Genomic DNA, 23940 nt, shown 5'->3' with positions numbered 1-23940 from the left:
ACTTCAATTGTGGGCTGAAACAAAAATGTAATTTATGTACAATGGCTATTGATTTAAGTTATTAAGTTGTAAATGATGCAGTTATATTTTGATGTTCAACATCTATATTATATTCCACAATACCTGTCTGTTTTAAAGGAGTTAAAAGAAAAAGGCCACAAAGTTTCGATGGTTTTCTATAAAGAACAAGATGAGTGTAGTCGTGCTGTATGTTGTGACTTTATAGATAAAAACGCAATAGTTGCAAAATGGTTAACGAGTGCGAGTGAAACCTTTGACTTTTATCAGAACTCAGATGCAGATTGGGTTGTATTTGGAAATACGTTCGTAGGTGCTGAGAATTTAAATAAAAAGACTGTACTGATGCAGCATGGAATCGGCCCAAAGCAATGCTATTACGACGTATCAAACAACAAGATGACAGTGCGGTTTGTTGAAGGTGAACACCGACTACAACGTTTAAAAATGCTCTATCCCGAAGGTAACTTTATTGATAGTGGCTACGCAAAATTAGACCCTATTATTAATCAGACTCTTGGTACTATTAACCTCAAAAACCTAGGCCTAGATCCAACAAAGAAAACCTTGCTGTATGCGCCTACTTTTTATCCAAGTTCTTTAGAATGTTTTAGCGATGATTTCCCTGAGCATTTTGATGAATTTAATATTATCGTTAAGCCTCATTTCTTTAGTTTGTTTAAGAAAAAATATAAAAAACAACGTCTAAAACTCGATAAGTGGGCCAACGCTAAGAATGTTTACCTTGCGAATGAGTACGATTTTGACCTTACTCCTTTTTTAGAACTTGCTGATATAATGATTTCTGATGCATCGTCAGCCATATTTGAGTTTGCAGCATTAGAAAAGCCTGTAATATGGTGTGATTTCTATAAGCTGCGCTGGTCTTACAGAGGTATTTTTTCTTATAGGCTAAAAGCTCGGCTTGATGAAGATATCAAGTACTTTAATGAGTTATGTGCTCGTGCAGGAAGTTATAAAGATTTAAAGTATTTATTAAGTTCAAGTTTTAATGAATCAGCTGAATTTAAAGAAAAAAGAAAAGAAATTGTTTATAAGCTGGCAGGTATTACCGATGGTCACTCTGCTAAGAGAATTGTATCTTATTTAGAGGAGCATCAATGAAGCGGGTAATTACATTTGGCACGTTCGATATTTTTCATGTGGGACACATCAATATATTAGAACGAGCTAAAGCGTTAGGAGATTATTTGATTGTTGGTGTATCTTCTGATGAACTAAACTTCTCTAAGAAAGGTCGAAAGCCCGTATATAGTGAAGCTGATAGGCTGAAAATTATTAGTTCATTGAAGTGTGTCGATGAGGTATTTGTAGAGCATTCTCTAGAATTAAAAGGTGAGTATATCAAAGATCATCAAGCTCACTTGCTAGTTATGGGGGATGATTGGGCTGGTCAATTTGATCAATTTAACCAAATTTGTGATGTAACTTATCTAGAGCGAACTCCCTCTATCTCTACAACAGAAATAATAGAAGTTGTAAGGCAACCTTCCAACTGTCATTTATAATTAATAAAATTGCTATATGCGCTAACGTTCAATCAAAAATAAGATGTGTAAATGGCTTTTTTATTTATCTCTCGCAATAATGTGCACGCCCGCTATTACAAAAAACTCACTAGGAAGCTGCCTTTAAAGAGTAAAGTGCATTGCATGGGCTTGCCTAGATTTACTGCTTTAAGATACTTGAGTCAGGCGAAAAAAGTTGATTTTAATAAAATAATTGCGGAACAACTCTTACGAAAACAAGCTCGAAACAAGCTATGGAAGAACCCACTGATAATCAAAAGTTACTCTGCTTTGATGTATTTAGTAGAGCGATGCCGGTTTGCCAAGTATTATGATTTATTGCAGTCAGAATCCCCACAAGCGCTAGTTATTTGGAATGGTAATAAATTACCTAATGTTACTGTTTGTATGGCTGCTAAGGCATTAGGAGTGACCACCTATTTCTATGAAAATGGGTTATTGCCCGGAACAACAAGCTTAGATCCTAAAGGTATTAACTTTGCGGCTTCTGTACCGCGAGATAGTCAATTTTATTTAAACTTTGATCCGCAAAGGAAGTTGCCATTTTCTGCGCCTGATTTAATTCCAAGAGCGGCTCATAAGAAGCGCTGTAAGTTTGACGCAATTGAGTTACCCAAAAAATACTTATTTGTGCCATTTCAAGTTCCACATGACACCCAAATAGCTTGTTATTCTCCTTGGCTTAAGTCCATGGAAGAATATTACGATGCTGTTGTTTCAGCCGTAAAAAAGTTAAATGATCCAGAACTTAAAGTTGTTTTTAAAGAGCACCCTTCATGGCATAAGCACTATGAACATTTGTACGACAAAGATGATGTTGCCGTTTTTGCTAACGGAAATTGTACTCGAGAACTTATTGATAATGCTGAGGCTGTGATCACCATTAACTCGACCGTTGGCTTAGAATCTTTATTACTTGATAAAAAAGTAATTACCTTAGGGCTTGCTTGTTACAACATTGATGAGCTTGTACTACACGCAAGTGAACAAGCTACTTTGGTTAAGTGCTTAGAAAAACTGCAGAATGGCTGGCAACCTAATAGTATTCTGAGAGATAAGTTTTTTACCTACTTAAAGCATGTGTATTGCTTGCCCGGTGTTTGGAAAGAATGTACAACGGAGCATGTTGAAGCGGTCGAAAAGCGTTTAACTCAGCAAGATACATTTGCACAGCTATCGCAAAAGGAAAGCAAATGAAGAACATCGTCTCGCCAGAATGGCTTAACGAGCACTTAAGTCACGATAATTTGGTTATTTTTGATGCAGGAATGGTACGCCCTGGTTTACCGGGAGAATATGCACCTAAGGCGATGCTTCCTAATGCACAGCGTTTTGATTTCAAAAAAACGCTAGCAGATAACAGCAATCCTGTACCAAGTATGATGTGCAGTAGTGAGCAGTTCACAGAGCATATGCAACTTGCTGGTGTTAACCAAGACTCTCTGGTTGTGATTTATGAAGACCAAGGCTTGTTCAGTTCTGCCCGTGCGTGGTGGATGTTTAAAGCAATGGGCTTTGATAATGTAAAAGTTTTAAGCGGTGGTTTGGCTAAGTGGCAAGCACTTGGCTTTGCAACACAAGCAAGTTACTCAGCTGCTTCTGGTCAAGGCAACTTTGTTGCCAGCCCGCGTGTTGATTACTTCATCAGTGCTGAGCAAGTACTTAACTCACTTGATGAACAAAGCACACTAACACTTGATGCTCGTCCTTATGAGCGCTTTACCGGTGAACACGCTGAGCCGCGTGAAGGCATGCGCAGTGGTCATATTCCAAATAGTCGCAGTTTATCTCTTGCAACAGTGCTAAATAACGGTGAGCTTAAATCGCTAAGCGAGTTGCAGGCATTATTTGAGCAACACATAGCGCCGCATCACACCCAGTTGCAGTTTAGCTGTGGTTCAGGTGTAACCGCTTGCGCAATTGCATTGTGTGCCGATGAATGCGGTTACGCTAACTTACGTGTTTACGATGGCTCATGGAGTGAGTGGGGCGCTCGTCACGAGCTACCTATTGAAATAGGCCCGCATCAATAAACTCAGCGTAATTTTGCCAGCTGCCGATACTGTTTTTATTCAGTGGCTGGCGAATTTGCTTTTTACTCGCCGTGGCTGATGCTGCATTGTTTTTATAAAAAGTCAGGCAGTTTTCCTGCCAGCTTAAATCACAAAACGCATAGAGCTTTTGAGTTTGTGGGGTAGGTTCTGCCACCAATTGCTCATAGCTTTGCAAAAAAACGTTCTCAGGATACTTGTTGGCAAAATGACTGACTAATGCCGAGTAATCTTGATGGAACGAGGCAATATCTTCAAGTGTAAAACTGTAGTGATGAAACACACTTTGCGGGTTATACATCTGCCTAAAATTGGCGATGCTGCAATCTTGCCAGCCCCGCTGCATACAAACGATTTTAGCATTAGGAAAAGCCGCTAAAATAAAATCAATATAGTAAAAGTTAAATGGCTGTTTATCACAACTTCTTAGGCCGCCACTTAGCAGCTGGGCTCTCTGTTGATAGCTAGCCAGTGCTGTCTTTATCGCCTCAGATTGATATGCCTTATCGAGCATTTCGCTGTCAATTACACGAGTTGATTGCGTGGCGTGCTGTATGAGTTGCGCAATATCGTTTAATTCCCCAACCCCTTGCAGTTTTGAACTTTGATTAAGGATTTTCTCAACTAAGGTTGTACCAGAGCGGGGCATGCCAACAACAAAAACGGGTGAGAACTCAGAGTCACTACTTTTAATTGCTTGCTGTTTGCTCTGAGTAATAAGTTTTTGACAAAAATGGCGATGCTGTGTGGCTTGATAATTAAGTTTACCGGCTATCGCTTGCTTACTTAGTGCAAAGTATTTAAATGCATTTTTGTAGTCATTAAGGTGCTCATAATTAAGAGCAAGACTATGAAAATACACTTGTTGTTCAACAATGCTTTTTTCTTTATCCGCCAAGGCTTGTAGTTTTTGGATATGTTGCTCTGCATCTATAACAGTATTGAGTTCAGCCTGTGAATAGTGGGCTTGATAAAAGCGAGGTTGCTTTTTGGTTAGTTGCAGCAGCAAGCTTTTAGCCTCATCGAACAGTCCGTGAATTTTATAACACACTGCCAAATTATAGCTAATTTGTGGGTTATCTTTATTGCGTTGGTAGGCTGCTTTTTGAAAGCTAAGGGCGTCGTTATAATACCCTAAACGGGTCGCGATATTGGCTAATGTATCAAAGTCAGTGGCACTAAAGTCAGCTGCTTGTTTAGCACTTTGATAGTGCACAGCTGCATTACTTACTTTGCCTAACAGTACATATAACTTGGCAAGTGCTAAATGATAAATCGCAAAAGGGGCTAGGCTTAGCGCTTTTTCAAGCAGCTTAATCGCTTTGTTGATATCGCCAGCTGCGGTGTTGACTTCGTTGAGTAAAAAGTAACAAACGTGGTCTTCAGGATTTTGTTTTAGGCGCTGCACAAGTAGGTGATGTGCATCGTTTAGTTGCTTGTTGTTTAACAACTGTTGGATATGAGCGCGAAGCGCTTGTTGGGTATCATTTAGCATAAGCGCATAGTATATCAATTAATTATTTTCAGGTATTAAAAAGCCCTGCCTAAAGGCGGCAAGGCTTTTATGGTGATGTTTAATTACAGCTCAAAGTTGTAGCTAAACTTCATACCGATAGTACGAGGCGCGGTGGTGTAGTGACCATAAACACGCTGTAGCTCAGGTAGCTCTTTGTTAAGCTCAGCATATTGTGACATACCTGCCCAAGACTTATCACGACGTACAGAAGTGAATGCGTACTTATCGAATAAGTTGTCTACGTAAAGCGTTGCAGACCACATATCACCGGTAATTTTTGCAGATAAGTTACTTAGTGCATAACCAGGTAATACTTCGCCGTCTGCTTTTAAACCTACTTTGGTGATCACATCGCTTTGCGCTGTGATACCGTAGTTTACGCTTAATAACTTATCGCCTAGGATATCTTGCTCGTAACGAAGACCAAACGAGAATTGATGCTCAGGAGCGCCCGGTAAACGGTCGCCCTTAGCGCCATCATAGTAGCTTTGGTACTCTATTACCTCTTCATCAACTAGAATCCCTAATAACTCAGGTGCATCTTCTGTCAATTCAGCCTTTGCATACGCGTATGTCGCATATGCAGCCCAGTTATCACCAATCATAGCGCGAGTAGAAAGCTCAACACCTTTTGAATTTGCAGTGCCCGCGTTCGAGGTAATTAATTCTTGACCATTTACAGTGCTACTACCCACTTGCGCATCTTTCCAATCAACATTAAATAGAGCCGCATTGAAATGTAGGCGGTTACGTAACCATGATGACTTAAAGCCTAGCTCGTAGTTGACTGTTGTATCTGGTTTGTAATCTTCTTCGTTTGGCAGGGCACAAACAATTTGTTGCTCAGGTAATACATCAGGACAAGGAGCAATACCGTTACCACCACCAATACGGAAACCTTCACTCACTGTAAAGTAAGCAAGTACACCATTATCGAATGTATAGTTAGCATTAAACTTAAATAAGTTACCGTTATCACTAGCGCTCACATTTTCCATAACAAGGTTATCTAGTGAATCAAAATCACCAGAATAAAGCGGTGTTGCAGAGCCTGACGTTGTTGATACATCGTATTCGTAAAAACGAGCACCTACAGTTACATCAAACTGATCTGTGATGCTGTAGCCGATTTCACCAAAAAGTGCTTTTTCAGTGGTTTCACTATCTGAAATTAGAATGTACTCAAGATCTTGTTCAACATTAGGAATACCACCACCCCAGTACTCAGTCAGACCCGGCGTATACTCTCGGTCATCTGAGTGACTTTCTACTTTGTTGTAGAAGCCGCCTACAATCCAGTTAAAAGCGCTATTGCTATTTGACACTAAACGAAGCTCTTGCGTAAAGGTATCGCGATCAGAGGTATCGTGCGTGTAGCCAACAAAAGAAGGGAAGTCGGCATAACCTGACCAAATATCGTAAAGTAGATCGGTTTGATCGCGTTGACCAGACTGCTCATAGCTAGACCAACCAGATGCAGATACCAGCTCAGCAAAACCAAGATCTGCTTTTACTTCTAAGCTTAATAAATCGTTTTCTTCTTCACCAGGCTCAAGTACACGAGCTACGTTTTCGTACTTTCCTGGGACACCTTGTAGTGCACTGCTATCAGCAAGAGAGCCGTATTGCGATGTCGAGTTACCGCCATTTTCTTGCTTTTGATAGAAGTAGTTTAGCGTTGCATCAATACCTTCGGTTGCAAGCCAACGAAGTGATAAACGTGCAGTGGTGATTTGCTCATCGTTAACATCGCTTACGCTTTTTAAGTTGGCATTTACATCGCTACTGTCTGAAAAGTCAGGATTTGGGTTTGATACACCCGGTTCTTGAACCACGTGAGTGTAGTCAATGTAACCAGGGTTATCGTAATAATTTAAGCTAGCACGAAGCGCTAATGTTTCTTCAATTAGCGGGGTGTTGAATACCACACCAAACTCACCACCTGTGCCGTCACTTTCGTTAATGCTAAATACATCGCCTGTAACCTTACCTTCAGTGATATCAAGCTCTGGTTGTTTTAGTAAGTAACGAATTGCACCACCTAAAGTCCCTGCGCCATACAGTGTACCTTGCGGGCCAATTAGCACTTCAACACGGTCAACGTCAGTTAAACGTAAGTCGATGCTCAGTGGAATTTCACCAACATAGGTTGCCACTGTGCCGCTATCAGAAATACGGTCAGAAGTATTTGTATTCAAACCACGCACGATAATCGGAGAACCTTCACGGCCACCTTGATCAGAAATTGTTAAGCCAGGTACCCAGCGTGCGACATCTTCTAGATCGCCAATGTTTTGGTCGCTAATTACATCGCCATTGAGAGCGGTGATATTAAGCGGTGCATCTTGCACAGAGCCTGCACGTCGTGTTGCAGTAATTTGAATAGTTTCAATTGATTTATCAACTTCGATAGCATCTTCTGCTTCTGCAGCAAACGCCATATTGCTATTGATTAAAACTGCAGAAATTGCACTTGCAAGTAGAGCAGGCTTAAAAGTGTTCATGATTGATTCCGACTTAGTTATAGTAAATTTATGCTTAAAAAATAGACATTACTAGCGATTTAAGCTTAAAAATTGATGATTTAGTGAATTTATATCCAATTATAATGTATTTTTATTCTTATCGTCCATGCGTTATTTGCAATTAAATGCAAAATAATTGAATAAATACTCTGTAAGGGATTAGCTGTCGGAATAAGGGCAATAAGTACAGCCATTACTACAGCAATGGCCGCGTTTTAAAAAGAACCAGCGGCTAAATACCATGTAGTTGTTTTGCATGGTGTAATCGAGATTTTCTATTAAATTACCTTGAGTAAAATAAGGCTTAGCAAAGGCAAGCTGCTGTTCAAGAGGCTGTTGGTAAAGTTTAGATAAAAATAAATTTATCTTTTTTATAGTACAGTCTCGGCATAAACACTCTGTTGCTGCCTCATCGAGTGGTAAAATGTTGGGCAGCTCATTACACCAACAAGCATTAATATTGTCGGCTTGGCAGTGAAGGGTTGCTTTGCATTGTGAGCAAGTAAGGGTTGTCATTAAGTAAAAAGATGCTTTGAGATTGAAAAGGTAAGCATAGCAAATGGATAAATTAGACGCATTAGATGAGTTTGCCCGTTTTGGTGATAACCGATTTGAGGCAATTTCAGTAATTACCAGTACTCCAGACACGCAAGGTGATGTGTATATTCTAACGCAAGACGTTTTCTGTCAGGTTTTACAGCGTGTTATCGACGGCGAAATCGATATCGATGAATTAGAACTTTGGGCAAACGTAGTAGAGTCTAGGCAAGACATCGACGAAAGTGCCGTTGAAGGAGCTATTTATGCGCTAAGTAATAACGAACAAATGGGTGAGTTAAATAAAAGTACGCTAGAGAAGTTGTTAAGAATAATTCACTAGCATGAACGAGATTGAGAGTCGAAAGCTTTAAGCAAACCTTAAAGCTTTCGCTCACTAGCCAATGGGTTAGTGAGAAACGACAATTAAACGAATTGCATCCAGTTTAACTTGGGCTTTTTCGATGTAAGTAGTGAGTTCACTACGTTGCTTATCAAAAAAGCTAAGCTCTTCATCACGAATATTTGGGTTGATCTGCTTAAGTGCCGTTAAACGAGCTTGTTCTTCACCGAGTGCAGTTTGCATTTTCTCTAGTGATTCAGCACGCAGTGCTTCTAGCTTGGTTTGTGCCATGCCTTGTGCGCTGGTGATCATTGGGTGAATGGCACTTTGTAGCGCGCTGGCTAATTTACTTGCAGTTTGGCGACCAACCGCAGACAACTGCTGATTGAAAGCATCAAAAGCAACATTATCAGCCAGATTGTTACTGCCCTTATCTAATAAGATACGAATAGGCGTTGGTGGCAAGAAGCGGCCAACCTGAAGTGCTTTAGGCGCCATCGCCTCAGCAATGAAAATGAGTTCAACAAAGAAGGTACCAGCAGGTAGCTTTTTGTTTTTCAGTAACGCCACAGAGGCAGTACCAAAGTCATCATCACAAATCATGTCTAAGCTGCCTTGCACCATTGGGTGGTCCCAGCTAATGAAATGGGCGTCTTCTTGCGAAAGCGAGGTGCTGCGATCAAACGTTACTGTAATGCCATCATCTTTTAAGCATGGGAAAGAAGGATTTAGCATGTGCTCAGTTGGTTTTAAGATAATGGTGTTTTCACCTTTATCTTCTTGGCTTACCCCAAAGGTGTCGAACACATTGATCATGTAACTTGGTAGCGTGAATTGGTCGTCTAATTCTTCGATATCAGCAACAAGGCTTTCTGCTCGGCCTTGGCCACTTGAGTGCAGCTCTAGTAAGCGATCACGACCACTTTCCATTTGCTTACGAAGCTTGGCATTTTGAACCGCCACTTGTTCTAGTAGTGGGTCTAGCTCCTCTTCGTCGCAATTGTGTGCACCAATAAACTCAAGTAGTTCTTCGCCATACTCTTTATACAGCATTTGCCCTGTTGTCGATGTTGTTTCAAACGCATCTAAGCCTTCGTTGTACCAACGAAGTAACACTTCTTGTGCGGTGTTTTCAAAATACGGCACATGAATGTTTACGTCTTGAGTTTGACCAATACGGTCAAGACGGCCAATACGTTGCTCAAGTAAGTCTGGATTAAGTGGTAAATCAAACAATACTAAGTGATGCGAGAATTGGAAGTTACGACCTTCAGAACCAATTTCAGAACAAAGTAGAATTTGGGCGCTGTCGTATTCATCGGCAAAATAAGCCGCTGCACGGTCACGTTCAACAATCGACATGCCTTCGTGGAAAACAGAGGCTTTAATTGCTTCACGCTCACGTAGAATCTGCTCTAGGCTAAGTGCGGTTTCGGCTTTAGCACAGATTAGCAGTACTTTTTCGTGTTTAAGGGTTTTTAAGGTTTCGATTAACCAATCAACACGTGGGTCAAATGCGCCCCAGCTAGCATTTTCACCTTCAAACTCTTGGAAGATCTTTTCAGGGAATAGAGCGCGAAGTGCCGTTAATTCAGCATTTTGAATGCCGCCCATGTTCCCCAGTACCGACATCGCCGTTTTATATTGTTTTGGCATTGCCATAGGGTATGCATGAAGCTTACGGCTTGGGTAACCATCAATACCGCTGCGGCTATTTCTAAATAAAATACGACCCGTACCATGGCGGTCCAGCAGCATTGATAAAATTTCGTTGCGCGCCGTTTCATCACCTTGCTCCGCTTTCGCTAAAATGTCAGTGATGTCGGTTTCTTTTAATAACTCTTTTAATGTTGCACGAGATGCATCATCAAGGCCTTTTTCACCCAGTAATTGATTAGCAGCTTCAGCAACCTCTTTGTAATTGCTTTCTTCTTCAACAAACGCATCGTAGTCGTAGAAACGATCTGGGTCGAGTAATTGCAAGCGGGCAAAGTGACTGCGGTGACCAAGTTGATCTGGCGTTGCAGTTAATAAGATAAGGCCCGGAATGTCTTGGCTTAACTCTGCCATGCGTTGGTATTCAGTGCTTGGCTTACCATTATTGATACTTAAATGGTGCGCTTCATCAACAACCAATAAATCCCAATCAGCCAGGGTTGCTTGCTCAAACCAACGTTTTTTCTTGCTTAAGAACTCAAGGCTAGTAAGTACTAACTGTTCTGTTTCGAATACGTTTGGTGAGTCTGCAAATGCTTCATCACAACGCTCTTCATCAAAGATTGAAAAACGTAAGTTAAAGCGGCGTAGCATTTCGACTAACCACTGATGCTGTAAGTTTTCAGGCACAACAATCAATACACGGCTAGCTCGGCCACTGATGATCTGTTGATGTAAAATCATACCTGCTTCAATGGTTTTACCTAAACCTACTTCATCAGAAAGTAATACGCGTGGTGCAAAACGTTTACCCACTTCTTGTGCAATATAAAGCTGATGCGGAATAAGGTTTGCACGCTGACCAATTAAACCTTTTAAAGGAGATTGTTGGCGCTCAAACTGGTGCTGCCAAGTTTGGTAGCGCAGCGTATAGCGGTCAAAGCGGTCCACTTGACCTGCAAATAAACGGTCTTGTGGTTTATTGAATTTGATAAAGTGATCTAAAAAGGTTTCTTTTAACTGCGCTTTTTCACCATTATCAACGCGAATGCCGTGATAGCATAGTAACTCGCCTTGCTCTTCAACAGACTCAACTTCTAATTCCCACTCTTCAACGCTGCGAATAATATCACCTGGATTAAATGCGACACGAGTAACAGGCGCTTCTGTTAAAGAATAAACTCTGTTTTCTCCACTGGCTGGAAATAAAATGCTGACCTGACGGCCTTCAAGGGCAACAACGGTGCCTAATCCTAAATCTGACTCAGTATCACTGATCCAACGCTGACCTAAGGAAAAATTCATGTATGTCTCGTCTATGAAGAAAAAAGGCGGCTATGTTACCTGTAACGCCATGCTACTTCAAGGCAGTAAACTCGCCGCACACAATTAAATTTAGTCAACCTTTTTAAGCCATTATCAATGGTAAAAATTGTATGTATTTTAACCAGTTAAATAATTGTATATTTGTTTGTCATAAAAAGGACTTTTGTCGTAAATAGACTAAACTGAGTATATACCTGACGAATAAACCATAGCTTCATCCGCCGCTTGTTTAGTTTATTGGGTATAGCATAAAAATCATAAAACGTAAGGAAAGTGCTATGGAAAAAGCTTCGAACCTTGATAGTAAAATGTATGTGCTCGATACCAATGTATTACTCCACGAACCCCTCGCTTATTTATCTTTCCAAGAACATGATGTTGTTATCCCCATGACAGTATTAGAAGAGCTCGACCACATTAAAGATAGGAAACATGACGTTAGCCGTGACGCCCGTGTTGCTATTCGTGGTTTAGATGAAGTTCTAAAGGACGCTTCGCCAGAGCAAATGTTGCAGGGTGTCGCGCTCCCTAGTAACAAAAAGGCAAAATCAGAATCTCGTGGCCGCTTAATTATTGTTAATGACCATTTATTTGCAGACAGTATTTCGGGTTTACCTGGCAACGAAAACGACCATCGTATTATCAATTGCGCTGTACATCTGCAAAAACAGCACAGTGACAGCAAGGTGGTGCTTGTCACTAAAGACATCAATATGCGCCTTAAAGCGAAAGGGGCAGGGCTTAAATTTGTTGAAGACTACAGAACAGACCAATTAATTGACGACATAGCGTTGCTTACAAGCGGCTATAAAAAAATTGAAGGTGATTTTTGGCAACAGGTTGGAGAATGTGAAACAGAGCAGCAAGGCCGAGATACCTATCATCATGTGGCAAAAAGCACGATTAGCGATGTGTTCTGCAATGAATATATTTTAGATGAAAGCGACCACTTTGCGGCTCGAGTAACAAGCTACGATGATAAACAAATTACTTTAAAAGATATCAGTGTTGAGCGCTTGATGAGTCATACCGCGTGGGGTGTAAAACCAAAAAATGTTTATCAAGGGATGGCACTTGATGCGCTACTTGACCCAAGTATTGAATTGGTAATTTTAACTGGTCCCGCTGGCTGTGGTAAAACCTTACTTGCTCTTGCTAGTGCCCTCGAAATGATTATTGAAAAAGGCATTTACGATAAAGTGATTGTTACGCGTAATACCCCAGAGATTGCTGAATCAATAGGCTTTTTACCTGGTACTGAAGAAGAGAAAATGGCGCCGTGGTTAGCTGCTATTACCGATACGTTAGAAGTGCTGCATAAAGGGGACGAAAATCCAATTTCGAGCCGTAATTACATTATGGAAAAAGCCAATGTACAGTTTAAATCGGTAAACTTTATGCGTGGTCGTAGTATTCAAAATGCGGTTGTCATTTTGGATGAAAGTCAAAACTTAACTGCTTCACAACTGAAGACCATTATCACTCGCTGCGGCGAAGGCACTAAACTCATTTGCTCAGGAAACCTAGCGCAAATTGATAGTAACTACCTCACGCCTGTCACCTCAGGCTTAACCTATATTGTTGAACGTTTTAAAGATTTTCAGGGCAGTGCCACCGTTAACTTAAACGGTGTGGTACGTAGCCGCTTAGCCAGCTTTGCTGAAGAAAATTTATAACTTGCCAGTATTCCTATGCCTCGTTAACCTAGCTTTATCGAGGTAAGGTACTTATAAGCCAGTGAATTTTTTACCGTTAAAGCATTACTATCGCTCTTTAGCAGTGGCACTTATTGTGCCGCTGTTAGTGGCGTTTTTTTTGTGTTTACACCTATATAATTTAAAACTTGAGCGGGCGATAGAAAGCAGGCAAAGCGGGTTTAATAATATATCCGCTCAGCTTAGCCATGCGATGAGTGCCGCAGATGGCCTTATAGACACCATGTTCAAGCTTTACGAGCAGCCACTTTCTTATGACTTTGATCCAAGTTGGGCACGCAATGTGAATCAATATGATCACTATTACTACCAAAGTGTTGGCGATGGAGTGGGGGAGATAGTCGGACAAGGAAAGTTTGCCTCAACCGCTTATGCAATTAATCAATGGCGGCGAGTTATCGCCCTTGGCCCCTCTTTTAATACTACCCTGTCACTTGTTCAATCTTTAGAAGCCGTGGCTTATGTTAATGAGCAAGGTTTTGCTTATATTAAGCGCCGAAGTACAGCAAAAAGTGAATTCTTGACCAGCGTGTTAGATAACAAATTTAGGCCTCAATTAGTTAATAGTAATAAGCTTTCCTCAAGCTCTGTGTTGACGATTAATGGCCATGCTTATTTTGCAATTGGTAAGCAACGAGCAGCCAATAGTCGTGATTACATCGTGTTGATTTATGATCTTAAAGCAATTTCTAGCTGGTTAAAGAAAATAGCGCCTAACTATGGTGAGTATATTTTTATCAATCAAGATAACCAAGTTATTGCCAGCTCAAAAACAGCGCTTAACACTGCCATCAGTGCTAGCGAATATTGGCCGAATGTTGCTGTCGATATGCGCAAGAATAACCACAGCCATTTAGTGCAAGAGGCAACAAACTTACCTATTTACACTCGTTTCTATGAATCAAAGCAGGCCCTGAGTGAACCTGTTGGCTACGACATCTTTTTAGAATTCGCGTTTTTGAGTGTGTTTTTAGTGATGATGTTCAGCGCTGTTTTTTGGCTGAGTCAACGTATTTTTGTAAAACCAATGACGCACTTAATGAATTACCTTGAGCAGCATGATGAAGGTAAACAAGCGTTAGTTCATTATCGTATTCCTGTCGATTGGCAGCCTTGGTTCAGCCGTGTAAAACGAGTGTTTAGCCGCAATGAAGAGCTCGTCCAATCATTACAAGAGGCGAATAAAGCGCTTGATTCTCAGGTACAGGTAAAGTCAAAACAATTGCGTCGTAGTATTGATGCGAAAGAACGTCACTTAGCGTTATTAAATACCATGCTCAATAACGTGCCGGATCTTATTTATTTTAAGAATATTGATGGCTCGTTTTTAGGCTGTAATAAAGCGTATGAAGGCTATATTGGTTTGCCACAAGAGAAGTTAGTAGGCCAGCAATTATGTGATATTAGTGATGATAACGGCGAGTTAAATGAACTTGAGAAGCAGGTTTTAAGAGACAAAAAAACGTATCAAACTCGTCTTTCAAATTATGAGAAAACTTACCTTTTTAGCATTGTGCCATTTTACAACGAGCACCAGCAATTTCTTGGTACCATGGCGATTGGTCGTGATATTACCGAGCAGTATAATGCACTGAATGCACTACAAAGCTCCGAAGCGAAATTACGCAGTGCTATGGAGTACGCAGCAAATGGGGTGCTTCTGGTATCACTTGAAGATCAAGTGCTGCAAGCAAATAAAGCGGCACGAAAAATCTTTGCAATTGTAAACGTTAATGGCCTCGAGTTGACAAACTTATTTGCTGAGCAGTCTTATCAGACGTTGAAAAATACTCTGACAGAGCTGCTGCATGAGAAGAAAAAAGTTTATCACTTTAGTCTTGAGCAGCAAGAACAGCAGCGCTGGCTGCAAATTAGTGTGTCCCTAGTTTGGAATGCCGAGCAAACACCAGATTATTATGTTGTTCATGTACAGGATGTGACGGATTTAGTTCAAGCAAAAGATGATGCAGAGCGGGCAACGCTCGCTAAAAGCCGCTTTATTGCTAATCTAAGTCATGAAATACGCACACCACTCAATGCAGTACTAGGCTTAATTGATGTTATTGCATTGCAAGGGCTAACTGAGCATCAGCGCACTCATGCAGAGCAGGCAAAAACAGCAGCTAATAGTTTACTGACGCTTTTAAATCGAATGCTTGATTTTGCACGTGCCGAAAGTGCTCAACTGGAAATGAATAAAGCGCCTATGAGTTTATCTGATCTAATTGATTTTAGTCGAGGCGTGATCACTCCCTTATGCACAAATAAAGGCATTGATTTTATCATTGACCGTGACGAGAACATCAACGAATTCTTAATTGGCGACCAAATTTGTTTGCAGCAAGTATTAGCCAATTTATTGACAAATGCAGCCAAGTTTACTGAACAAGGCACAATAACTCTGTGTTTAGAGCTGATTGAAGAGTCTTTAGAGCAGCAACTAATTTGTTTTACAGTTAAAGATACAGGTATAGGTATAAATAAGGCTGATCAAGGGCGGTTATTTGATGCTTTTACGCAAGGAGATGAGTCTTTAACACGCTCTCATCAGGGGGTCGGTTTAGGTTTAGCGATTGTTAAATATGAAGTCGCTTTAATGGGCGGAGAGATAAAACTTGATAGTGAAAAAGGTAAAGGCAGCAAATTTAGTTTTTGCTTACAGCTAGATAAAGCATCAGGACCTACAAAAAGAGAATTAGTTTGTTTGCCTTCGAGTACTGACTTATCTGGACTTTTAGTACTTGCAGTTGATGATAATCCGCTTAATTTGAGCATCATTAAGAGTATTTTGGAGCAAATAGATATTACTGTCATTTGTGCTCTAAATGGTAAAAAAGGTATAGAAATTGCTAAAGAGATCAAACCTGACGTAATTTTTATGGATATTCAAATGCCTGTGATGGATGGTTGCCAAGCGACGCGAATTATTCGTCAATTATACACCAAAGAGCAAATGCCGATATACGCGCTTACCGCTCATAGTGAGGCTGCAGATATTGAGCATTCAATTGCGGCAGGAATGAATAAACACCTAACTAAACCTATTGTTGCGAGTAAATTGTTTTTAGCAATGAGTGAGCTTAAAAACTCAAAAGAAGCTTTTTTTGATAAGGCTTTTATCTTATCTCAGTTTGGAAATGATAATAAGTTAGTATTAACTATGTTGTCGAAGTTTGCGACTATGGCAGCAGAGCAGTTAATACAAATTTCTACATTAAAGACTACCGACGAGTTGATCCGCGTGGTGCATAATGTGAAAGGATCGGCTGGTAACCTTGGGTTTAAACGATTGTCAGCGTGCGCTCAGCATTGCGAGGCTACACTAAAAGCTAAAGGTGAACTTTCCGAACAATTAATTGATGAGTTGCAATGCCAAATAAAACAGGTTATTGCCTTTATCATCGAACAAGGATCTACTGATGTTGAAAAGAGCCAAGGTACTGATTGTTGATGACGATCCGTTAAACCGCTTGGTATTAGAAAAAACATTACAGCAAGACTATGATGTTTTTTGTGTTGAGAGTGGCGAAAAAGCACTGACGTTTCTAAAAACACAAAGTGTGGATCTGTTGATCTTGGATATTGTAATGCCAGGAATCGACGGCTATGAAGTACTCAACAAATTAAAAGAGAACGCAACGACAAGCATGCTACCGGTAATCTTTATCTCGGCAAATACTAGCCATGATGATGAAGCTAAAGGGTTAGAATTAGGGGCGATGGATTACATCACCAAACCTTTTAGTGCAGCGATCGTTCGTGCACGTGTGCGCAATCAATTAATGATCAAACAAAAAAATGACTTGCTTGAAATGCTCGCCTCAATTGATGGCCTAACAGAGATCCCAAACCGACGTTATTTAGATGAAAATTTAGCGCGAGAGTGGCGTCGTTGTCGTCGTGATCAAACACCATTATCAGTATTATTAATGGATGTTGATCACTTTAAACGTTACAACGATTGTTATGGTCACCGAGCAGGCGATGATTGTTTAAAACAAATTGCTCATGCCTTAGTTGGAGCATGTGAGCGAGGTAGTGACTTTGTTGCTCGTTATGGCGGTGAAGAGTTTGCAGCTGTACTTCCAAATACCTCTGCAAAAGAAGCTATGTCGTTTGCAAACAAATTACGTAATGCCGTTAATGAGTTAAATATTCCGCATAAAGCGTCACTAAATGCCGACCATGTCACAATTAGTATTGGTATTGCAACCACGGAAAATGGCCAGGTGTATGCAGAGCAAACATTACTTGAAGAAGCTGATTTAGGTCTTTATCAGGCAAAAGATGCTGGGCGTGATCAGATAGTATCGAGAATGATAGCGGTGAGTGAACATAAGTAGGCAATAGCTGCCTACTTACAGAATTTAAATATGCAAGCTAGCCATTGCTAAGTGATTTATAAATCGTATCACCCACACCGATTAACTTATCATTTTTAAAAACCAGTGGTGTACATTCGTCTTTAGTTATCTTGCCATCAGAATGAATACTATGGGTTGCATAGAATAATACTTGGTACACATCATCACCCTGCTTTAATAACTCGCTAAAGCTAGGAGTATTTAGTTTGTTTAATACAGTTTGATAGCTGGTATCTAATGCAAGATTAGAGATCACTTCACGGTTATTTTTATGCTGCTTTTGCCAGCTAGATGAGCTTCCCGCCCAATGTGTGTTTGCTTCACCGTCAGAAACAGCAATGACACAACCAGTTAAAAATGGTGCAGTTAGCGCGGCAATTAGAAGTGCTTTTTTCATGTTATTTTATCCCGTAGAAATTGTTTTATAGTTGTTCACTTATTTGCAAACTACTTGCCAAACTTATAAAAGTAAATTAAATCAGTTTCTTAGGTTGTTTTTAGGTAAAGAGCCAAGTAATAAATTACTAACTACTTAGCTCTCTTGACTAATAAATTGCGATTTAGACCAACCTGTTACGCATCTCGCCTTGATTAAATGCTTGGATATTCAAAGCAATTTCGTTAACTAAACGCACGATAGATTCTTGGCTGGCCCAAGCAATATGCGGAGTAAGTAATAAGTTTGCGCCTTTATACTGTGCCAGCGGATTTGATTGCTCTGCAGGTTCTTTACTGAGTACATCAACACCAGCTCCGGCAATAACATTATTAGCTAATGCGTCAGCTAAATCGGCTTCATTGATAATCCCACCACGAGCAGTATTAATAATGATAGCTGTCGGTTTCATCATGCTTAATTCTGTCGCGGCGATTTGGTTGCGTGTTTCATCAGTAAGTGGGCAGTGAACACTAATAATATCTGCTGTGGTTAGAGCATCATTAAAACTAACACGACCTTCACGAGGTGCATGGCCTTTTCGTTCACTGATGATGACATTAGCACCGAAAGCACGCGCTACATCGGCAACGGCTTTACCTAGTGAACCGTAACCAATAATTGCCAATGTTTTGCCTGCAATTTCTTTAAAGCTGTAATCTAAACGGCAAAACATTGGACTTTGTTGCCATAAGCCTTGCTGGCAATCATTAATGTATCTGTGAGTATTACCCAGTAAATTAGTGATGAGGGTAAAGGTATGCTGCACTACACTCGGCGTTGAATAACCTGCGACATTGGTCACTGCGATGCCATGCTCTTTTGCTGCACCTAAATCAATGTTGTTAGTCCCTGTCGCTGCAACACATATTAATTTTAAATTAGGTAATTTGCTCATGGCGTGCTGATCAATCACCACTTTATTACTAACAACAACATCGGCATCTTGGCAGCGCTCAACAACCTGTTCTTTAGCGGTTAAATCGTAACAGGTTAATTTACCTAATTGCGCTAAGGCATCTAACGACGTGTTGGCTAATGTCGCTGTATCAAGGACAGTAATATTCATGTGCTTTCCTTTTTTAATTTATTGCTTGACCTTGGGGTGTACTCCAAGGTTTATAGTGAGCATAATAAATAAACGCTTCACAATGGAGACGGTGATGAAAATAGGTGAGTTTGCCCGTCAGTTGGGTGTCTCAACAGATACGCTACGGTACTACGAAAAGCATGGTTTGTTAACGCCTAGTTCGCGTTCAGACGTGGGATATCGTTTTTATTCTGAGAATGACCATAAACAAATGGCGTTTATTCTCAGAGCAAAGAATGTTGGCTTTAGTCTGGCTGAGATCAAAGAGTTATTGCAAATTAAGTTTCATAAAGATCAGCATTCTTGTCATGAAGTTAAAGAAATGACGTTACAAAAACGTGACCTCGTTGTACAACGAATTGCAGAGCTTACTCGCTTTTATGACTCACTTTCATTGTTGGCAGATAAATGTTGTGGCGGTGAAGAGCCTGCTGAAAACTGCTCAATACTAACGACGCTGGAGGATATCGATGGACTTACTCAATAATTTTTGGCATCTGTTTTTACTCTCAGCACCTTGGTTAATGCTGGGCTTATTCATAGCAGGTCTTCTCAATGTATATTTGCCTGCTAACTTTCTTAACCGGCATTTAGGCAAAGAAGGGTTGTGGACCACAGTTAAAGCAGCCTTTATAGGTGCTCCAATGCCCTTGTGCTCATGTGGTGTGATCCCAGCAGCCATTGGTTTAAGAAGAGCGGGGGCATCGAAAAGTGCCACCACCGCATTTTTAGTTTCAACCCCTGAAACAGGGGTCGATTCGGTTTCGGTATCTTATGTGTTGCTAGGCCCATTTATGGCGATAATACGTCCTATTGCCGCCGTGTGCAGCGCCATTGTGGCCGGCGTCTTAGTGGGGAAAGACAGTGAACTCCAACAAGTACAAAGTACAGAATCAGATAAAGAAAGTACTAAAGCAGACTCTTGTTGTAGTAGTAAACAGCCAAAGCCTGTGACCACAACGAGCTGTTGCAGTAAAGAGGCGCCAGCAAAGCCCGCACAAAGTTGTTGTAGTAGCAAGGAATCGCAACCAATACAGGAGCAGCAACAAAGTTGCTCAACAGAAAAAGCAGCGCCTATACAGAAAAGCTGTTGTAGCAGTGAGCAGCCAACCAAAGCCGTTGAAAGTCGTTTTAGCAAACTGAAACGCGCGGTGAGCTTTAGTTGCAATAAGCTGCTTGAAGACACCATGATTTGGCTAATGATCGGTTTATTCTTTGCAGCGCTTGTACAAACTTATGTACCAGAATCTTTTTTAAGCCAGTGGGGGAATGGTATCCTTGCTATGCTGGTGGTTATTTTAATCAGTATTCCTATGTATATTTGTGCAACTGCATCGACACCTATAGCGGCAGGTTTATTACTCAGTGGTGTATCTCCGGGGGCGGTGCTGGTGTTTATGTTAGCTGGGCCGGCAACCAATATCGCAACGCTTGGTGTCGTTGGTAAAGAGCTTGGCAAGCGAGCGGTATTTGCCTACCTAATAGGTGTGATTGGCACGGCACTGGCTTTTGGCTTTTTAACCGATTATTTAGTGGCGCAATATGGTTTTGTGGTAGCGCCGATGATGGGTGAAGAGCACGAGGTTCTACCTCATTGGTTAAGCCTTGCTGCAGGTATTGTGTTGGCAATTTTAATACTCAGATTGCTGTTAAAAATGGTATTAAAAAAATCCTCGCAAACTGGTAAGAGCATTGCTTAATTATTTGTTATAGATAAATATTTTCTACATTAATTGGCATTTAATTTGGTTAACTATCGCGTCTCGGTTCGCATTTAAAATTGCCTGAGTTATAATCCGCCAATTATTTTTAACGGTACGCTTTGCGTGCCGTTTTTTAACTTAAGTAGTTTTTAATGAGTGAAAGTGTGGATAAATACGCCGACATAAGACCTTACAATGATGATGAAGTAGCTGACTCAGTAGCGCGTTTGATTGCTGATAATGCCTTTGTAGATGTAATCGCTAAGTATAACTTACCGCGCTTTTTATCGAACTTCCCATTTATTACTCGCCCATTAGTGCGCAGCCAGCTGCGTAAAAAGTGGGGTAACACCTCATCGGTTGAGCAAGTTCAGCACGAAGTGGCTGATTATTTGAACAAACTAATCACCCGCACTACTTCAGAGGTAACGTTTTCGGGCATTGATAAACTAGACCCAAAACAAGCTTACTTATTTATCTCTAATCACCGCGATATAGTGCTTGATCCTGCGCTCGTTAATTGGGGCTTGTTTAAGCACAACATGCCGACAGTTCGTATCGCCATTGGTGATAACTTACTGCAAATTCCTTATATCACTGAGTTAATGCGTTTAAACAAGAGCTTTATTGTGAAGCGCTCAGCGAAAGCACCGAAAGAGATGCTAAAAGCGCTGTCGCAGCTGTCTGCTTATATTTATGACTCACTTTCTGAAGGCCACTCAATTTGGATAGCGCAAAAAGAAGGCCGAGCAAAAGACGGTTTTGACCAAACAGATCCTGCCCTGCTTAAAATGTTGCAGTTACAAGGCCGCAAGCAGAAGAAAGAGTTTGCTGAATACGTACGCGAATTAAAAATTGTACCTGTGTCTATCTCTTATCAATACGAGCCATGCGCGATTGCTAAAGCGAAAGAGCTTTATCATAAACAGCAACATGGTCAGTATGTGAAACAGCAGGGTGAAGACATAGCTAGTATTGTTGAAGGTTTTAGCACCGCCAAAGGGCATGTACATTTAGCGTTTGGCGAGCCAATTGAGTCGGGCTGTGAATCGCCTGAAGAGCTGGCAAAAACTATTGATCAGCAAATTGTTGATTCATTTTTCTTACACCCAGGCAATTATATTGCAGGTGGTTGTACGCAAGCTGTGATTGATGAAAAAGATGCCGCTGCATTTAATGAGCGTATCGCAAAAGTGCCAGAGGAGTTAAAGCCTTTGGTATTAGCTATGTACGCTAAGCCTTTTCATCGTAAAGCAGAACTTGCAACAAGCGAGTCTAAGTAAGCGAAACAAATAGTTTAAGAAGCCACTTTTTAAAGTGGCTTTTTTTATGGTTAATTTTCAGGCTATACTTTTAATATTACTTATTAACCGGCATTTGTGATGCAACAGATTGAAATATTTGAAATTCCAAGCCCTTGCAAAGGGATATGCCAAGTTAATAACCGGGGTTATTGTAAAGGCTGCTATCGTAGTCGTGATGAGCGATTTTATTGGAATAAGTTTACCAATGCAGAAAAACGTAAAGTGATCAGTCTATGCCAACAGCGTTACAAACGTTACCTTCAGAAAAAGCAACAAGCTGAAAATCAACAATCAACGCCTGAGCAAGGAGGGTTTGATTTCTAAAATTCGGTGAGATTGTACTTTGATTTTAAAAATTGCACCGTGCCATTTTCATCAAATTCCTCTAGTACTCTAGTTAGTTTGGGTATTAGTTTCTCATGACGTTTATGAACAAAATGATAGCTCTGCATTGGCATCAGCACTTGTTTGTGAAATGCATCTTGATCAAAGTCAGGGTGTTTAGTTGATAACATAAAATCGAGTAAAATTGCGCCTTCAACACGATTTTGCGTAAGTAGATTCAATTGAGCCGTGACATTTCTAACTTTTATTACATCACCTTTAAAAGGATGTCGTTCAATGTAACTCTGTGCTGCAGGGTAGCTTGATTGGATTGCGAGCGATTTTAGTTTTGGGTAATAGCATGTTTTGCAGTTTTTTAGCAGGATTAAATTAAAATCAAATAAAGGGTAGTTCACTTTTATTAAGTTTGGATAGCCTTCTTTGACATCAGCAATGCGACCAAGCTGACCATCTAATACACCTTGATTTGCGGCCTCCAGCGCATTTTGATGGCTAAAATCAATGATACTTATTTCGTAGCCAATTTCTTTATAGGCCATTTTAAGTAAATCAATAACAAAGCGAGCTTGTGGAGTATCAGCAGGACGATTAAAAAAGAGAGTGTGGGTATTGGCTAAACTTGAAAAGCAAAAGAATAATAATAAAAAGGCGAATCTGTGGCTCAGATATTTTGACAACATGCGTTCCTTGCGTACATAAATTGCTCGTTAATTTACTGGCAAGTGTTGCTAAAATCAAGTTTCGTCAGAGGCTTTTTTGGGCTAATTTATCGGATTAAACGGTTTGAATTTTGTTATACTAGATAAATCAAATTATTAAAGCTGAGAAAGTATGAGTTTCAATTTATGTAAATTGCCAAGAGAGCAAAAATATCAAATTCAATTGGACTACGAAGCATCATTTTGGGCTTATCAAATAAAGCGCGGTAAAAATACGCGTGAAGGTGTTTATACTGCAATAAATAATCGTCCTATGTCTGAGCAGGCTTTTCTTAAGCAACAATTTGAGCATTACCTTTCGTTAATGAGCTAGTCATGGCAGCGTTTAGATTTTGTTTACTTGAGCCAATTAAAACGCCGTTAGTAAATAAATTTTATGATAAACACAATGCACGTGGCCGAGCAACCAAGGCTGACCAAGTATGGGTTGCCTATAAAGATTCTGAGATAATCGCGGCGTGTAGAGTACAAGACCAATCAGGGCTATTATTTTTGTCTACTCTTTATGTAGATGAATTATGGCGTGGTCAAAGGGTTGCTTCGCAGCTACTTGCGGCCGTAACCGCTCGGCAAAAGAAGGTTGTTTTTACCTTCGTGTACCAAAATCTGATTGATTTTTATCTACAAAATGGGTTTAACTATATATTAACATTACCCAACTCCTTGCAATCACTATTTGAACTTTATGCACACCGAAAAATTGTTGCGATGCACTTTACGCGTGACACAGTGCCAAGTTAGC

21 protein-coding genes are annotated in these 23940 nt (G+C 40.4%); 14 read left to right on the top strand and 7 right to left on the bottom strand.

Annotated elements, in window-relative coordinates:
* The first annotated feature begins 72 nt into the window (after positions 1-72).
* From JIG37_RS21425 to JIG37_RS21410, 4 genes are all read left to right on the top strand, one after another.
* Positions 73-1143 carry a CDP-glycerol glycerophosphotransferase family protein gene (locus tag JIG37_RS21425; protein WP_244664422.1) on the top strand — a complete coding sequence of 357 codons (1071 nt, stop codon included), beginning with the start codon at positions 73-75 and terminating at the stop codon, positions 1141-1143.
* Positions 1140-1547, top strand: a complete 408-nt coding sequence (locus JIG37_RS21420; RefSeq protein ID WP_054552692.1) for an adenylyltransferase/cytidyltransferase family protein — start codon at positions 1140-1142, stop codon at positions 1545-1547. Before JIG37_RS21425 ends, JIG37_RS21420 begins: the two co-directional genes overlap by 4 nt.
* Before the next feature lie 339 nt (positions 1548-1886).
* Positions 1887-2765, top strand: a complete 879-nt coding sequence (locus JIG37_RS21415; protein ID WP_244664421.1) for a capsular biosynthesis protein — start codon at positions 1887-1889, stop codon at positions 2763-2765.
* Positions 2762-3601, top strand: a complete 840-nt coding sequence (locus tag JIG37_RS21410) for a sulfurtransferase (RefSeq protein ID WP_199530236.1) — start codon at positions 2762-2764, stop codon at positions 3599-3601. The genes JIG37_RS21415 and JIG37_RS21410 overlap by 4 nt, the downstream gene beginning before the upstream one ends.
* Here JIG37_RS21410 and JIG37_RS21405 read toward each other — a convergent pair.
* The 3 genes from JIG37_RS21405 to JIG37_RS21395 form a co-directional block, all read right to left on the bottom strand.
* Entirely contained in the window at positions 3576-5114 is a 1539-nt protein-coding gene (locus tag JIG37_RS21405) for a sulfotransferase (protein ID WP_199530235.1), read from the bottom strand. The two genes, JIG37_RS21410 and JIG37_RS21405, sit on opposite strands and share 26 nt — an antisense overlap.
* Positions 5115-5197: 83 nt before the next feature.
* Positions 5198-7639 (bottom strand): TonB-dependent receptor, encoded by a 2442-nt coding sequence (locus JIG37_RS21400; RefSeq protein ID WP_199530234.1) that lies wholly within the window; start codon positions 7637-7639, stop codon positions 5198-5200.
* A gap of 180 nt (positions 7640-7819) precedes the next feature.
* Positions 7820-8176, bottom strand: a complete 357-nt coding sequence (locus JIG37_RS21395) for a DUF5522 domain-containing protein (RefSeq protein ID WP_199530233.1) — start codon at positions 8174-8176, stop codon at positions 7820-7822.
* Positions 8177-8219: 43 nt separating this feature from the next.
* Between JIG37_RS21395 and JIG37_RS21390 the strand changes: the two genes are divergently transcribed.
* Complete coding sequence (locus JIG37_RS21390; RefSeq protein WP_199530232.1) at positions 8220-8540, top strand: hypothetical protein; 321 nt, start codon at positions 8220-8222, stop codon at positions 8538-8540.
* Between the two features lie 66 nt (positions 8541-8606).
* Here JIG37_RS21390 and rapA read toward each other — a convergent pair whose 3' ends face one another.
* Positions 8607-11501: an RNA polymerase-associated protein RapA gene (rapA, locus tag JIG37_RS21385; RefSeq protein ID WP_199530231.1), complete on the bottom strand. Its 2895-nt coding sequence runs from the start codon at positions 11499-11501 to the stop codon at positions 8607-8609.
* A 299-nt stretch (positions 11502-11800) separates the two neighbouring features.
* On the opposite strand from rapA, the gene JIG37_RS21380 reads away from it, so the two are divergent.
* The 3 genes from JIG37_RS21380 (at position 11801) to JIG37_RS21370 (ending at position 17580) form a co-directional block, all read left to right on the top strand.
* Positions 11801-13198 carry a PhoH family protein gene (locus tag JIG37_RS21380; protein WP_055197676.1) on the top strand — a complete coding sequence of 466 codons (1398 nt, stop codon included), beginning with the start codon at positions 11801-11803 and terminating at the stop codon, positions 13196-13198.
* Between the two features lie 61 nt (positions 13199-13259).
* Entirely contained in the window at positions 13260-16688 is a 3429-nt protein-coding gene (locus tag JIG37_RS21375; protein WP_199530230.1) for an ATP-binding protein, read from the top strand.
* On the top strand, positions 16657-17580 hold the full coding sequence (locus JIG37_RS21370) for a diguanylate cyclase (protein WP_199530229.1): 924 nt from the start codon (positions 16657-16659) through the stop codon (positions 17578-17580). The genes JIG37_RS21375 and JIG37_RS21370 overlap by 32 nt, the downstream gene beginning before the upstream one ends.
* Positions 17581-17617: 37 nt before the next feature.
* Here the strand turns inward: JIG37_RS21370 and JIG37_RS21365 are convergent, their stop codons facing one another.
* Complete coding sequence (locus tag JIG37_RS21365) at positions 17618-17998, bottom strand: DUF3192 domain-containing protein (protein WP_199530228.1); 381 nt, start codon at positions 17996-17998, stop codon at positions 17618-17620.
* 163 nt (positions 17999-18161) lie between these two features.
* The gene (locus tag JIG37_RS21360) at positions 18162-19106 is read right to left on the bottom strand and encodes a D-2-hydroxyacid dehydrogenase (protein WP_199530227.1); all 945 of its coding nucleotides are present in this window, start codon (positions 19104-19106) and stop codon (positions 18162-18164) included.
* A 94-nt stretch (positions 19107-19200) separates the two neighbouring features.
* Between JIG37_RS21360 and zntR the strand changes: the two genes are divergently transcribed.
* The 4 genes from zntR (at position 19201) to JIG37_RS21340 (ending at position 22458) form a co-directional block, all read left to right on the top strand.
* On the top strand, positions 19201-19614 hold the full coding sequence (gene zntR, locus JIG37_RS21355) for a Zn(2+)-responsive transcriptional regulator (RefSeq protein ID WP_199530292.1): 414 nt from the start codon (positions 19201-19203) through the stop codon (positions 19612-19614).
* Positions 19598-20827: an SO_0444 family Cu/Zn efflux transporter gene (locus tag JIG37_RS21350; protein ID WP_138616258.1), complete on the top strand. Its 1230-nt coding sequence runs from the start codon at positions 19598-19600 to the stop codon at positions 20825-20827. The genes zntR and JIG37_RS21350 overlap by 17 nt, the downstream gene beginning before the upstream one ends.
* Before the next feature lie 155 nt (positions 20828-20982).
* Positions 20983-22113 carry a 1-acyl-sn-glycerol-3-phosphate acyltransferase gene (locus tag JIG37_RS21345; protein WP_199530226.1) on the top strand — a complete coding sequence of 377 codons (1131 nt, stop codon included), beginning with the start codon at positions 20983-20985 and terminating at the stop codon, positions 22111-22113.
* Positions 22114-22212: 99 nt separating this feature from the next.
* Positions 22213-22458 (top strand): DUF1289 domain-containing protein, encoded by a 246-nt coding sequence (locus tag JIG37_RS21340; RefSeq protein WP_138616262.1) that lies wholly within the window; start codon positions 22213-22215, stop codon positions 22456-22458.
* Here the strand turns inward: JIG37_RS21340 and JIG37_RS21335 are convergent.
* Positions 22455-23159, bottom strand: coding sequence for a transporter substrate-binding domain-containing protein (locus JIG37_RS21335; RefSeq protein ID WP_166338838.1), 705 nt, complete (start codon positions 23157-23159; stop codon positions 22455-22457). The two genes, JIG37_RS21340 and JIG37_RS21335, sit on opposite strands and share 4 nt — an antisense overlap.
* A gap of 151 nt (positions 23160-23310) precedes the next feature.
* On the opposite strand from JIG37_RS21335, the gene JIG37_RS21330 reads away from it, so the two are divergent.
* Positions 23311-23511 carry a DUF3283 family protein gene (locus JIG37_RS21330; RefSeq protein ID WP_036966037.1) on the top strand — a complete coding sequence of 67 codons (201 nt, stop codon included), beginning with the start codon at positions 23311-23313 and terminating at the stop codon, positions 23509-23511.
* 2 nt (positions 23512-23513) lie between these two features.
* A complete protein-coding gene (locus JIG37_RS21325) occupies positions 23514-23939 on the top strand; it encodes a GNAT family N-acetyltransferase (protein WP_054552678.1) in 426 nt (141 codons plus the stop codon).
* Position 23940 lies beyond the last annotated feature (1 nt).

This window comes from Pseudoalteromonas sp. bablab_jr010, from assembly GCF_016464105.1.
GTDB lineage: Bacteria > Pseudomonadota > Gammaproteobacteria > Enterobacterales > Alteromonadaceae > Pseudoalteromonas > Pseudoalteromonas simplex.
Note: the sequence above shows the minus strand (reverse complement) of the source record. Positions and strands in the feature narration are given on the sequence as shown.

Excerpts from the sequence above, each read along its gene's own strand:
- JIG37_RS21395 (WP_199530233.1), bottom strand. The coding sequence starts at position 8,176 with ATGACAACCCTTACTTGCTCACAATGCAAAGCAACCCTTCACTGCCAA.
- JIG37_RS21425 (WP_244664422.1), top strand. The coding sequence starts at position 73 with ATGATGCAGTTATATTTTGATGTTCAACATCTATATTATATTCCACAA.
- JIG37_RS21420 (WP_054552692.1), top strand. The coding sequence starts at position 1,140 with ATGAAGCGGGTAATTACATTTGGCACGTTCGATATTTTTCATGTGGGA.
- JIG37_RS21345 (WP_199530226.1), top strand. The coding sequence starts at position 20,983 with ATGAGTGAAAGTGTGGATAAATACGCCGACATAAGACCTTACAATGAT.
- JIG37_RS21370 (WP_199530229.1), top strand. The coding sequence starts at position 16,657 with ATGTTGAAAAGAGCCAAGGTACTGATTGTTGATGACGATCCGTTAAAC.
- JIG37_RS21340 (WP_138616262.1), top strand. The coding sequence starts at position 22,213 with ATGCAACAGATTGAAATATTTGAAATTCCAAGCCCTTGCAAAGGGATA.
- JIG37_RS21380 (WP_055197676.1), top strand. The coding sequence starts at position 11,801 with ATGGAAAAAGCTTCGAACCTTGATAGTAAAATGTATGTGCTCGATACC.
- JIG37_RS21335 (WP_166338838.1), bottom strand. The coding sequence starts at position 23,159 with ATGTTGTCAAAATATCTGAGCCACAGATTCGCCTTTTTATTATTATTC.
- JIG37_RS21405 (WP_199530235.1), bottom strand. The coding sequence starts at position 5,114 with ATGCTAAATGATACCCAACAAGCGCTTCGCGCTCATATCCAACAGTTG.
- JIG37_RS21365 (WP_199530228.1), bottom strand. The coding sequence starts at position 17,998 with ATGAAAAAAGCACTTCTAATTGCCGCGCTAACTGCACCATTTTTAACT.
- JIG37_RS21330 (WP_036966037.1), top strand. The coding sequence starts at position 23,311 with ATGAGTTTCAATTTATGTAAATTGCCAAGAGAGCAAAAATATCAAATT.
- rapA (WP_199530231.1), bottom strand. The coding sequence starts at position 11,501 with ATGAATTTTTCCTTAGGTCAGCGTTGGATCAGTGATACTGAGTCAGAT.
- zntR (WP_199530292.1), top strand. The coding sequence starts at position 19,201 with ATGAAAATAGGTGAGTTTGCCCGTCAGTTGGGTGTCTCAACAGATACG.
- JIG37_RS21410 (WP_199530236.1), top strand. The coding sequence starts at position 2,762 with ATGAAGAACATCGTCTCGCCAGAATGGCTTAACGAGCACTTAAGTCAC.
- JIG37_RS21390 (WP_199530232.1), top strand. The coding sequence starts at position 8,220 with ATGGATAAATTAGACGCATTAGATGAGTTTGCCCGTTTTGGTGATAAC.
- JIG37_RS21400 (WP_199530234.1), bottom strand. The coding sequence starts at position 7,639 with ATGAACACTTTTAAGCCTGCTCTACTTGCAAGTGCAATTTCTGCAGTT.
- JIG37_RS21325 (WP_054552678.1), top strand. The coding sequence starts at position 23,514 with ATGGCAGCGTTTAGATTTTGTTTACTTGAGCCAATTAAAACGCCGTTA.
- JIG37_RS21360 (WP_199530227.1), bottom strand. The coding sequence starts at position 19,106 with ATGAATATTACTGTCCTTGATACAGCGACATTAGCCAACACGTCGTTA.
- JIG37_RS21350 (WP_138616258.1), top strand. The coding sequence starts at position 19,598 with ATGGACTTACTCAATAATTTTTGGCATCTGTTTTTACTCTCAGCACCT.